Consider the following 12,117-nt stretch of genomic DNA (forward strand, 5'->3'; position numbering starts at 1 on the left):
CGCCCACGGCGGACGCTCCTTCCGGAACGTCCGCCGTGTTCTTTTTTTACTGCACGCAACAGCGGATGACTTTTGCGAAGTTCCCAGATTGAGGAGTTTTGCCTTTCCGGCGAGGAAAACGCGTTTTTTGCGAAGGGAGTGTACTCTTCTCGTACTCGACCGGAGCAAAAAACGCGTTTGACGACGCCGGAAGGCAAAAGAACCAATCTGGGGGCTTCGCTTAACCCATGCGACGCTGAAGGAGGAGACTGTCCGCCAACACCAGCGCCATCATGGCCTTCAGCACCGGCACCACGCGCGGGATGGCGCAGATGTCGTGGCGACCGCCCACGCGCAGCGGCGCGGGCCTGCCATTGGTATCGATGGTGATCTGTTCCTGCGCGATGGACGGGATGGGCTTCACCGACGCGCGCACCACGATGGGTTGCCCGTTGGAGATGCCACCCAGAATGCCCCCGGCATGGTTGGTGTGGAAGCCGCCGGGGATGATGGGGTCGTTGTTCTCGCTGCCGCGCAGGCGCGCCGCCTCAAGTCCGGCGCCTATCTCCACGGCCTTCACCGCGCCCACGGACATCAGGGCGTGGGCCAGCAGGGCGTCCAACTTGTCGAACACCGGTTCGCCGAGGCCTGCGGGCACGCCGGTGGCTTCCACCTGCACGATGCCGCCCAGGGTGTCGCCCTCGGCCCGCACGTCGTGAATCAGCGATTCCCACGCGGGCACCACGTCCGGGTCGGGCGAAAAGAACATCCGCTCCTGCGCGCCCGCCGGGTCCACGACATCGGCGGGCACGCTGCCGATCTCCACGGTGTAGGCGCGCACCTCGATATCGTGCATGGCCAGCAGGGCCAGCGCCACGGCGCCGCCCGCCACTCGGGAGACGGTTTCGCGCCCCGACGCCCTGCCGCCGCCGCGAAAGTCGCGCAGGCCGTACTTGGCGTCGTAGGTGATGTCCGCGTGGCCGGGGCGATACAGCTTGGCCAGGTCGCCGTAGTCACGCGAGCGCTGGTCTTCGTTGGCGATGTGGAAGCCGATGGGTGTGCCGGTGGTGACCCCTTCGAACACGCCGGAAAGCAGGCGCACGGTGTCCGATTCCTTGCGTGCCGTGCCTGCAAGGCCTGCGGATGCGCTGCCGGGGCGGCGCAGGTCCAGTTCGCGCTGGATGATCGATTCGTCCAGCGGCACCCCGGCGGGGCAGCCGTCCACCACACCGCCAAGGCCGGGGCCGTGCGATTCGCCGTAGGTGGTCAGCCGGAAGATGCGACCGAAGGTGTTGCCGCTCATGGATGCTCCTGTCTGCCGGGACGCGCGGGTTTATCCCGCGCTCTCCCGAAGGGCCCGAAAATGTTTGTCAGCGGATGACCATCACAGGACACGACGCCATCTGCAACACCCGGTGGGTGACGCTGCCCAGCAGCAACCCCTCCAGTTCCGAGTGCCCGCGCGACCCCATGATGATCAGGTCGCAGCGTTCGTAGTCGGCGGCGTCCACTATGGCCACCTCCACCTTGCCTTCCAGCACGCGGTCGGCAAAGGGCACGTTGCGCTCGCGCAGAAGGCGGCGACAGGGTTCCAGCACTTCCTCGGCCTGGGCCACCAGCGAATTGCGGGCCTGGTCGTAAGCCACCTGCCCGAGAATGGGGGGGATGGACATGCGGCAGATGAGCAGCACAACCTCTGCCCCCACCATCTTCGCAAAATCGGCGGCGTATTCCGCCGCGCGCTGCGAGTAGTCGGAACCATCCACGGGAACGAGTATCTTGCGGATCTGCATGGCGACCTCACGATGAACACTGCGATGGCATGGCCGCCGCGCCCTGCCACGGCGCGCGGGTATGCCACTATGCCCCCGTGGGGGCGGGCATGGCAAGGGGGCGCGGCGCTCCGGCGCCGCCCAAGGCCCAGGAAAACCGGGCACGTGCGCACCCGGTCCGCAGGGAAGCCCGTGTGCTACTTTTCCAGCAGGCCAGCCAACCGCGCCACCAGTGCCTGCACGTCATCCCCGGCGTCCAGCACCGCGTGGGCACATTCCCGGTACAGGGGTTCGCGCGCGGCCAGAACCTCGGCCACCTCGTCGGCAATGGGCCGCCCGGTCAGCGAGGGGCGCTGGGCGGCCAGCGGGTCGCGCGCAAGGCGACCGGCCAGCATGTCCACGCTGCCGCACAGGTAGGCCACAAAGCCCCCGTCGCGCAGCATGCGCCGGTTCTCTTCCGCCAGCACCATGCCGCCGCCGGTGGCCACCACCAGCCCGTCACGGCCAAGGGTGTCGCGCAGGGCCTCGGTTTCGCGCCGCCGGAATCCTTCCCAGCCTTCGCGCTCCACGATCTGCTCCACGGTCATGCCCGCCGTGGCCACCACCGTGGCGTCGGTATCCTCGAAATTCCACCCGACGCGGGCGGCCAGGGCCTTGCCCAGCGTGGTCTTGCCGCTGGCGCGCGGCCCCACCAGGTACACCCGCCGCGCGTGCCGCGTATCGTCGTTCATGCTTCCCCCGGCGCCGTTCGGCCAAACAGTCTACATTCATCGCAGCCAGGTCATGTTCATCGCAGCTAGGCGTATTGACCGGCATTTCTTTTTTGCAGTACAAACCACCGACACCGCAACCCACGGTGGCCTCGCCGCCTGTCAGAATACCTTGCCCGGACCGTTTGTCCGGGGCATTCGTTGGGGCTTTCCGTTCCGTGCACGGCGTCTACCAGACGCCCGCGCACCGGCACGCGGCGCACGCGCAATGTATACACGGCCATTCTCCACCACAAGAGTCATCGGCATGTCCCACCTCGACCGGACCGCTACCATCGCCACCACCGCCGCCGCTACCGCCGCGGCCGCCACCGCGGCAACCGCCGCTCGGTGACGCAGGCTTGCGCCGTTGGTTCGAGGCGGCGCTGCCGCCTCTTTTTGTTTCAAACACGGAGAACTTCGCCATGAATCAGTTTCCGCGCATGCACCGTCTGCCTCCCTATGTCTTTGCGACGGTGAACGAACTGAAGATGCAACTGCGCCGCCAGAACGTGGACATCGTCGACCTTGGCATGGGCAACCCCGACATCCCCACGCCCCAGCACATCGTGGACAAGCTGGTGGAAGCATCGGGCAAGGGCGTGAACCACCGCTACTCGGTGTCGCGCGGCATCCCCAACCTGCGCAAGGCCATCTGCGACTGGTACATGCGCCGCTTCGGCGTGTACCTGGACCCGGACACGGAAGCCGTGGCCACCATGGGCGCCAAGGAAGGGCTTTCGCACCTGTCGCTGGCCATGCTGTCGCCCGGCGACGTGGTGTTCGCGCCGGACCCCACCTACCCCATCCACACCTATGCCCCCATCATTGCCGGGGCCGACGTGCGGCGCATTCCCATCGGGCGCGGGCGCGACTTTTTCGAAGACCTGCTGGTGGCCACCCGCCAGACCTGGCCGCAGCCCAAGCTGCTGTTCATCAGCTACCCGCACAACCCCACCTGCGAGATAGCCGCGCCGGAATTCTTCCAGAAGGTCGTGGACTTCGCCAAGGAACACAAGATCTACGTCATCCACGACTTCGCCTACGCGGACCTGGCCTTTGACGGCCACATGCCGCCCAGCTTCATGCAGGCCGAAGGCGCAAAGGACGTGGGCGTGGAATTCTTCTCCATGTCCAAAAGCTACTCCATGGCCGGGTGGCGCATGGGCTTCTGCGTGGGCAACCGCGACCTGGTCTACGCGCTGACCCGCATCAAGAGCTACCTGGACTACGGCCACTTCCAGCCCATCCAGATTGCCGCCACCGTGGCCCTGAACGGCCCGCAGGAATGCGTGACCGAAATCGTGGACACCTACCGCAAGCGCCGCGACGTGCTCATCGAAGGCCTTGGCCGCGCTGGCTGGGACGTGCCGCCGCCCAAGGGCACCATGTTCGTGTGGGCCCAGATTCCCGAAGAATTCCGCGCCATGGGGTCCGTGGAATTCTCCAAGCTGCTGCTGAAGGAAGCCCATGTGGCCGTTTCTCCGGGGTTGGGCTTTGGCGCGCACGGCGACGACCACGTCCGCTTCGCCCTCATCGAGAACGAACACCGTACCAAGCAGGCCATGAAGGGCATCAAGAAGGTGCTCTCCGGGAGGGCGTGTGGGTAGCGAAAGCGACAAGCCGGGCGGCAAACGCCCCATGCCCCAGAAGCCGCTGCGTCCCCTGACCATAGGCATGGCAGGGTTCGGCACCGTGGGCAGCGGGCTTGCCCGCGTGCTGGACGAGAACCGCCAGTGGATCACCGAACGCACCGGGCGTGAAATGGTCATCAAGACCATTCTGGTGCGCGACCTGGCCAAGCCGCGCGCCTGGCCCGTGCCGCAGGGCGCAACCCTGACCGCCGACCCGGCAGTGCTCACCGACGACCCGGAAATCGACGTGCTGGTGGAACTGATGGGCGGCATCAAGGCCCCCCACGCCATCATCCAGCGCGCGCTGGAAGCGGGCAAGCACGTGGTCACCGCCAACAAGGCCCTGCTGGCCGAAGACGGCTACGACCTGTACCGCCTGGCCGAGCAGAAGAACGTGGGCCTGCACCACGAGGCCAGCGTGGCCGGGGGCATTCCCATCGTCCAGACGCTGAAGGAAAGCCTGGCGGGCAACCGCATCGGCTCGCTGGTCGGCATCCTGAACGGCACGGCCAACTACATCCTCTCCGAGATGACCAGCAACGGCCTGGACTTTGCCACCGCCCTCGCGCAGGCGCAGGAACTGGGCTACGCCGAGGCGGACCCCACGCTGGACATCGAAGGCCACGACACCGCCCACAAGCTGGTGCTGCTGATCCGCCTGGCCTACGGCATGGATTACCCCTACGCCGAACTGCCCGTGCAGGGCATTGCGGGCATCGACCGCATGGACATCGAGTTCGCGCGCGAACTGGGCTTTCGCATCAAGCTGCTGGCACAGGTACGCGAAGTGAACGGCAGGCTGGAAGCCGGGGTGTTCCCCACCCTGGTCAAGCACACCTTCCTCATCGCCCGGGTGGGCGGCGCATACAACGCCATCCGCCTGGAAGGCAACGCCGTGGGCCCCGTGTTCCTGCACGGGCTGGGCGCGGGCAGCCTGCCCACCGCCAGCGCCGTGCTGGCCGACCTGATGACCGTGGCGCGCGGCGCGGCCCCGCACAACACCGGCTTTCAGCGCCAGGTGCCGCCCCGCGCGGACATCCTGCCCCCGGCAGACGCCGAAAGCAGCTACTACGTGCGCGCCATGGTGCCGGACAACCCCGGCGTGCTGCGCGACCTGGCCGGGGCCATGGCCGACCACTCCATCAGCATCGCCCAGGCCATCCAGAAGGGGCAGCACCCCCAGGGCGTGCCGCTGGTGTTCATGACCCACGCCGCCAAGGCCAGCGCCATACAAGGCGCCATTGCCCAGGTGCAGGCGGCCGGGCTGCTACTTGCGCCGCCCATCTGCTACCGGGTGTTGCAGTAAGGATTGAAAAGGCAGGAAAGGGATAAATTCGCGGGGAAGGGGAACCTCTTGGAAGAGGTTCCCCTTCCCCGCACCCCATCCCCTCCAGAACTTTTTGATTGGGGATACAGGAGCAGTGAGGCGGCGGCCCAGCTTGCCCATACCTCCCCCCGACGCACTCTCCCGGCCTTTCTCTTGTTTTCTTTTCGAGCTGATGAACGGTCTTTCTTCCTTATACTCCGCGTCGGTCTTCCGACGCGGATGGCTGGTGCGGGCACGGTGCAAGGGATTACGATTTTTGTCGCCAGACAAGGCGCTTCGACGTTTCTTGAGCGCAGCGCACTTCCGTGCGTGAGCATCAAAAACGTTGAAGCAACGCAGTCTGGCGGCAAAAGGCGGATTCCGCTCGCAACGTGTCTGCGCTAACTCAAGCGCCACCACCAGTTCCGCCATGCACACGCCCCGCATCATCTGCATCCTCGACGGCATGGCCGACCTGCCCGCCAGCGACGGCCAGCCCACCCCACTGGCCGCCGCGCACACGCCCACCCTCGACCGCCTGGCCGCCACCGGCGCCGCCGGTCTCTGCCAGGTCATCCCCACCGGCGCGGAAGCCGGGTCCGATGCAGGCATCCCCGCCCTGCTCGGCTACGACCCGCTGCGCCACCCCGCCGCGCGCGGCCCCCTTGAAGCCCTGGCCGCCGGTCTGCCCCTTGCCCCCCGCGACAGGGCATGGCGCTGCAACGTGGTGGCGCTGGACGCCCATGGCCGCATGGCCGACCCCGCCGCCACGCTGCTCCCCGCCACGGAACACACCATTGCCCGCATCGTGCGCGAGGCCTTCCCGTCCCCGGCTTACATTACGGCCCACGGCGGCGGGTTTCGCTTCACGGTGGTGGAACGGGACGACGCCAGCCAAGCCGCCTCTCTGTCCTCTCCCGTCACCTCCTCGCCCGCCACGCCCGTCTCCGCCGCGCGCGGCATCTTCGCCCCCGCCGGACCGCAGGACGTCATCGGGCAATCCCCCACCGACGCCCTGCGCGACCTCGCCCGACACCACCCTGCCCTGCACGCGCGCATCACGGCGGTCAACGCGCAGCTTGCCGGTAGCACCGGGCCAGATGCCCCCCACAGCCTCGCCCTGTGGCCGTGGGGGTGCGGTCACCACCCCGACCTGCCGCCGTTTTCCGCCCGGTACGCCGCCGCCTCTTCGACGCTCCCCCGCGCGCCCCTCACCGCCGCCATGGTGGCGGCAGTGCCCCTGGCCCGCGGGCTGGCCCTGGCCGCAGGGCTTGCCGCGCCCGAAATCCCCGGCGTCACCGGCGGCGCGGATACCGACCTTGCCGCCAAAGCCGCCACGGCCCTTGCCCTGCTGGCGGACCACGCGGTGGTCTTCATCCATGTGGAAGGCCCGGACATGTGCGCCCATGCCCGCGACGCCCGCGCCAAATCCGCCCTGCTGTCCCGCATCGACGCGGAACTTGTCGCGCCCCTGCGCGCGGCCCGGCCCGACGCCCTGCTTTGCGTCACCTGCGACCATGTGACCCACTGCGGCGATGGCCGCCACCACCCGGACGCCGTGCCCTTCCTGCTGCACGGACCGGGCGCCCTGCCGCATCCCGCCGCCCGCTTCGACGAGGCCGCCTGCGCGGCCACGGACCTGCGCATTCCCTCCGGCCCCGCCCTGCTGGACCTGATCCTGCTGGCCGACACGGACAGGGGGGGCACGTAGCCCCCTCCACGCGCGAGCCTTCGCACCAGTCTCCCCCGCATCACACGCAAAAAGAGCGCCCGGTGGGACGCCCTTTTCCATGCATTCACTCTTGATCCGTTGCGCACATGCCCGCTTCGCGGTAGGGCCACTCCAAAGGAGGCCCGTATGCGCGCTACCCCGTCACTCTTCCGTTACGGCCCGTACCCGCTCGCGGTCCGCGCCGCAGCGGCGGTCCTGCTTACCCTGCTGCTGGCGCTGCCCCCAACGCTGGTTCTGACGGTGGCCGTCCTTTCCGCACAGTCCATACCAGCCGCACAGGCCGCGCAGAATGCCGCCTACCATGGCAACGTGCAGTCGCACATCTTTCACCGCCTGGGCTGCACCTACTACGCGTGCAAGGCCTGCACGGCGGTGTTCGCCACGCGGAAAGCAGCCCTGGACGCGGGTTTTCGCCCCTGCAAGGTGTGCAAGCCGTAGGGACTGCGGCCAAATCCGGATGGCCTAGGCCATGATGCGCTTGCGGTACGCATACAGATGGTAGGCATTGAAGGCCAGGAACAGCCCGCCCGCCACGATGTGCGCCCGCTCGCGTCCGGCCAGCCCGAACAGCACCAGCGCCGCCAGCGACCCGGCCATGCCCCGCTTGGAAATACGCATGGCCCCGGCCCTGGTCAGGCGGCGACAGCAGCACGGCTTCTTCGGGGCCTTCTGTTCCTCTGCGGCAAACGCTTCCAGCATCTTGGCCGCTTCCAGCAACTGCTCCTGCGTCACGGCATCCGGGTCGTATTCCACCAGCAGGCCGCCGGTGCGCGGGTTGGCCGTGGCGGAAAGCACACCCGGCGTCTCGCGCAGGGTGCCTTCGATGGCGGCGGCCGCCTCCGGATTGCGCAGTGCATCGCACCGGATGCGTACCCTGCCGTCGATGAAACTGCTGATCATGATCCACCTCTCCTTGCCGCGCCGGGCGCGGCCCTGCTGCGGATGCGTCCGTTATGCCGTGCCGGAGCCGCCAGTCTTGGGGCCAGCCTTGCCGGTGGCCCTGGTCCTGCTTTTGGCCGCCTTGGGTTCCGGGGACCCGGTTTCCGGGGACCTGACTGACGCGGCGGTTTTGACCGCCGCCGGAGCCTTGCCGCCCTTTGCGCCACCCTTGCCGGTTCGTTCCGGCGTGGTCTTCACCTCCGCCGTTGCTGCGGCGGCTTTGGACCGCGCGGGCTTCGCCGCTCCGGCGGTCGTGCCCGACTTGCCGGTCTTGACCGATTTGCCAGCCTTGGCCGCCCCCTTTGCAGGGGCCTTGCCCTGCGTCCCGGTGTCAGACTCGCCAGTCACACCAGCCGCGCCACCCGCACGAGCCGTGTCAGCCGCCTTGCCCTTGCCGGCCATGGAACCCACCGCCTTGGCAGCGCCCTGCACGGTAGCCTTCAGCGCAGCCTTGACGACGGAGCCCGCTCCCGCAACTCCTGCCGCAACCCGTGCGGCGGGCGAAACCACGGCAGCGACCGCCCCGGCAGCCGGGCCAGCGCCTGCCCTTTCGGCCACGCCAACGGGCAGCGCCATCACGCCCGGCGTGCGCTCCGCACCGCGCCGTCCTTCCGCCGCGCCATTGCCCAGCATGGGCCGCATGGCGTTCAGGGCCACGCCCACGGTGGTCAGGTTGTGCAGCAGGGCCAGCATGCCGGGCTGCGCCCGGCCCACCAGGCCAAGGGCCATGAAGGCCGAGTTCAGCCCCATGATGGACCCGAAGTTGACGTGGATGCGGCGCAGGGTTGCCTTTGCCAGGTGCCGGGCCACCAGCAGCTCCGCAAGGTCGTTGCCGGAAAGCACCACATCGGCCACTTCGCGGGCAAGGTCGGCCCCGTCGCGCAGGGAAACGCCCACGTCGGCGGCGGACAGGGCGGGCGAATCGTTGATGCCGTCGCCCACCATGACCACCTTGCCGCCCTCGGCCTGCAACTGCCGCACGATGTCGGCCTTGTCGGCGGGCAACACCTGGGCGCGCCATTCGTCCACGCCCACGGCGTTAGCCACCGCCGCCGCCGTCACCGGCCCGTCGCCGGTCAGCATGATGACGCGCTTCACGCCCTGCTCGCGCAGGCCGCGCACCACAGCTGCAGCCTCGGTCCGCAACGGGTCCTCTATGCACAGGATGCCCGCCAACTTGCCGCCGATGGCCAGGTGCAGGATGGAGTAGCCCTTGGCCGCCCATTCGTTGACCACGGGCAAAAATTCGTCCAGGGGCACGCCCTCGTCCTCGTGGACGAAGTGGCGGCTGCCCACCAGCACGCGCTTGCCGCGCAGGCGCGAGGCAATGCCGTGGGCCACCACGTATTCGACCTCTGCGTGTTCTTCCTGGTGGTCCAGCGCTTCCTGCTCGGCCTTGCGCACCACGGCGCGGGCCACGGGATGGGGAAAATGCTCTTCCAGGCAGGCGGCCAGGCGCAGCACGTCGTCGCGGCCATGCCCGTTCAACGAAATGACCTCGGCCACGCGGGGCCGCGCCTCGGTAAGGGTGCCCGTCTTGTCGAAGACCACGGTGTCGGCCCCGGCCAGCCCTTCGATGAACCGGCCCCCCTTGATGAGCACGCCGTGGCGCGCGCCTTCGCGCATGCCGGTCAGGATGGCCAACGGCGTGGCTAGGCGGATGGCGCACGAGTAATCCACCAGCAGCACCGACGCGGCGCGTGCCACGTCGCGGGTGACAGCCCACACCCCGCCCGCCAGCAGGAAGCTGTACGGCACGATGGCGTCGGCCAGGCGCTCCGCCTTGCCCTGCACGTTGGCCTTCAGGGCTTCCGACCGTTCGATGAAGCCCACGATCTGGTTGATGCGCGTTGCGGACCCCACGCCGGTGGGCCGGATGTCCAGCCTGCCTTCCTCCACCACCGTGCCCGCATAGACGGAAGCCCCGGCACGCCGGGCCACGGCCAGCGGTTCGCCGGTCATGGAGGTCTGGTTGACCATGGCCTCGCCCTCGGCCACCACACCGTCCACGGGGATGGACGAACCGGCCCGGACCACGACCAGGTCGTCGTCCACCAGGGCGGAAAGAGGTACCTGCACCTCTGCCTCGCCACGCTTCACCCACACGGTGTCCACGTCCACGGCCAGGCTTTCGGCCAAGCTTTCGCGCGACTTCTTGCGGGTCCATTCCTCCAGGAACTCGCCCACGGCGAACAGCGCGGTGATCAGCCCCACGGAGCGGAAGTCGCCCCGCGCCAGCGAAATGCCCAGCGCAGCAGCGTCCAGCACGTCCACGTTGAGACGACCGGAGACCAGCGACCGCCCACCCTTGAGCAGGAAGGGAAGCGCACGGAAGAAGGCGGAAACCATGCGCACGATGCGCGGCAGGAAGGGACGCAGGATCAGGTAGCGGACCAGACCGCCCGCGCCGGGTGCGGCGCCGGCCATGGCAAGCCCGTTCAACCCGGCTGCGCCCGATGCAGTTGCCGACAGGGCGGCAGCATCCGGCATCATGGTGTGAGGGGCCATGCCACCCATTCCGCGCAAACCGGCCATGCCGGGAGCCCCCGGCGGCAGGTGCGCACCCATGGGGCCGCGTGCCCGACGGGCAGGTCCGACGGTGGGACCGCTGTCGGTCGCGGACGGAGCGGCAGCCTTGCCTGCCCCCCTGCCTGCCCCCTTGCCGCCCCCGGCTCCGGGTTTGGCGCCGGATCTGGCATCAGGCTGGGCCTCGGCCCTGTCGGCCCTGTCGGCCCTGCCGCCGCTATCGGATGCCCCTCGCGCTCCGGCGTGGTGTTCGGCGGCTTCCGCCTTTCTGCCCGGCGTACGGCGCGGCGCGCCCCCGGCCACAAAGGTGCCCACCACGGCCAGCACCTCGCCTCGCGCGGCGGGGCGGGCGTAGCATACCAGCACGCTGCCGGTGGTGACGGTGGCGTGCGCTTCCGCAACGCCGTCAACGGCCACGATGCGGGCCACAAGGTCATACGCCCTGTCCTGGGAAAACGAACCGGGGGCGCAGCGCAGGCGCAGGCGCCCCGGCAGTTCGTGTGCTATGCGATAGTCCATGCGCCTCGTCCGTAGCGGATTTGGTCGGAGAGTGATCCGGGGCCTGCTTGGTCAGGTCCGGCTAGCTAGGCCTTGGCGGCGTCAGCAGCTTCGGGCGCGGCGGCTTCGGCGGCGTCCTTGCGTTGCTTGTGCACGTGTTCCGCCTCGGCCACGATGTCTTCCATGTGTTCCCGCACGGTTTCCGCGTAGGCGGACGCCTTGTCCTTCAGGTCAAAGCCGTGACTCAGCAGGTCGGCCATGGCCGGGCGGATGTCGAACTTGCCCCGGCCCAGCATCACCGCGCCCAGGGCGCCCAGCGCCACGCCGCCCACGAAATACAGCCCGTACTTGAGGTTCTCGTTCATTCCCGTCTCCTTGTGATGAGTGCGTCGTCACGCGTCCGGCCCATATGCGGCCAATGCCCGGCAGCCATCCTCGCCAGCCCTGTGCCGCGCGGGAAGCGCCACCTTAGTTGATATTGAAAATCGCTGTCAACATTCTGCTCCCGACCCGTTCGACCAAAGTCGACCGGGGCAGGCGGAAAATGCAGGTCTGCCAACGCTAGCATCCGTCACCAGATCGTGACAATATTTTTTGAATTTTGTGCCTGATTATCACGATCAACTTCAACCCACCGGTCTCTTTACACAACTAAAAGCGGCGCCCTTCACGCAGGTGAAGGGCGCCGGTATGGCATCGGCGGGGCAGGTCACGCCGGTCGGTCTGGCAGGGCTGGCCGGTGGGCCGGGTCGATGCAAAGAGGCGTTATTAGTGCTTCAATACCTTGGTATACATGAAGTACCCAATAAGTCCGAGCACGATGACGCCAACGACAATGGAACCGAGATCCGCGAAACTCATGGTGCCTCCTCGGGCCTGGCCCGACAGGATCGGCAGGCGGCTTCCGTCGTCCACCGGGTTTGCGCCGCCCCTTGGAGAAGGGCGCGGCGGCGCGTTACTGGGCGCCGCCGGGGCGGCACGT

At 68.2% G+C, this 12,117-nt stretch carries 10 protein-coding genes; 4 read left to right on the forward strand and 6 right to left on the reverse strand.

Going from position 1 to position 12,117, the window contains the following annotated elements; genetic code table 11:
* Positions 1–220: 220 nt before the first annotated feature.
* The 3 genes from aroC to aroL all read right to left on the reverse strand — a co-directional run bounded on the left by aroC (position 221) and on the right by aroL (position 2,482).
* Complete coding sequence (gene aroC, locus DESTE_RS07375; RefSeq protein ID WP_035066508.1) at positions 221–1,282, reverse strand: chorismate synthase; 1,062 nt, start codon at positions 1,280–1,282, stop codon at positions 221–223.
* A 67-nt stretch (positions 1,283–1,349) separates the two neighbouring features.
* Positions 1,350–1,772, reverse strand: a complete 423-nt coding sequence (locus tag DESTE_RS07380) for a universal stress protein (protein ID WP_012612540.1) — start codon at positions 1,770–1,772, stop codon at positions 1,350–1,352.
* A gap of 176 nt (positions 1,773–1,948) precedes the next feature.
* Complete coding sequence (aroL, locus tag DESTE_RS07385) at positions 1,949–2,482, reverse strand: shikimate kinase AroL (RefSeq protein WP_035066510.1); 534 nt, start codon at positions 2,480–2,482, stop codon at positions 1,949–1,951.
* Between the two features lie 443 nt (positions 2,483–2,925).
* Between aroL and DESTE_RS07390 the strand changes: the two genes are divergently transcribed.
* From DESTE_RS07390 to DESTE_RS07405, 4 genes are all read left to right on the forward strand, one after another.
* Positions 2,926–4,110 carry an aminotransferase class I/II-fold pyridoxal phosphate-dependent enzyme gene (locus DESTE_RS07390; protein ID WP_035066512.1) on the forward strand — a complete coding sequence of 395 codons (1,185 nt, stop codon included), beginning with the start codon at positions 2,926–2,928 and terminating at the stop codon, positions 4,108–4,110.
* Between the two features lie 31 nt (positions 4,111–4,141).
* The gene (locus DESTE_RS07395) at positions 4,142–5,440 is read left to right on the forward strand and encodes a homoserine dehydrogenase (RefSeq protein ID WP_198015384.1); all 1,299 of its coding nucleotides are present in this window, start codon (positions 4,142–4,144) and stop codon (positions 5,438–5,440) included.
* 430 nt (positions 5,441–5,870) lie between these two features.
* On the forward strand, positions 5,871–7,151 hold the full coding sequence (locus tag DESTE_RS07400) for an alkaline phosphatase family protein (RefSeq protein ID WP_035066513.1): 1,281 nt from the start codon (positions 5,871–5,873) through the stop codon (positions 7,149–7,151).
* A 147-nt stretch (positions 7,152–7,298) separates the two neighbouring features.
* Positions 7,299–7,610 carry an Ada metal-binding domain-containing protein gene (locus DESTE_RS07405; protein ID WP_035066515.1) on the forward strand — a complete coding sequence of 104 codons (312 nt, stop codon included), beginning with the start codon at positions 7,299–7,301 and terminating at the stop codon, positions 7,608–7,610.
* 24 nt (positions 7,611–7,634) lie between these two features.
* Here DESTE_RS07405 and DESTE_RS07410 read toward each other — a convergent pair whose 3' ends face one another.
* The 3 genes from DESTE_RS07410 to DESTE_RS07420 form a co-directional block, all read right to left on the reverse strand.
* A complete protein-coding gene (locus tag DESTE_RS07410; RefSeq protein ID WP_035066517.1) occupies positions 7,635–8,072 on the reverse strand; it encodes an HMA2 domain-containing protein in 438 nt (145 codons plus the stop codon).
* Between the two features lie 51 nt (positions 8,073–8,123).
* Positions 8,124–11,156: a heavy metal translocating P-type ATPase gene (locus DESTE_RS07415; RefSeq protein WP_035066519.1), complete on the reverse strand. Its 3,033-nt coding sequence runs from the start codon at positions 11,154–11,156 to the stop codon at positions 8,124–8,126.
* A 65-nt stretch (positions 11,157–11,221) separates the two neighbouring features.
* Entirely contained in the window at positions 11,222–11,500 is a 279-nt protein-coding gene (locus tag DESTE_RS07420) for a hypothetical protein (protein ID WP_035066520.1), read from the reverse strand.
* Positions 11,501–12,117 lie beyond the last annotated feature (617 nt).

It is taken from the genome of Nitratidesulfovibrio termitidis HI1, from assembly GCF_000504305.1.
Classification (GTDB): Bacteria; Desulfobacterota; Desulfovibrionia; order Desulfovibrionales; family Desulfovibrionaceae; genus Cupidesulfovibrio; species Cupidesulfovibrio termitidis.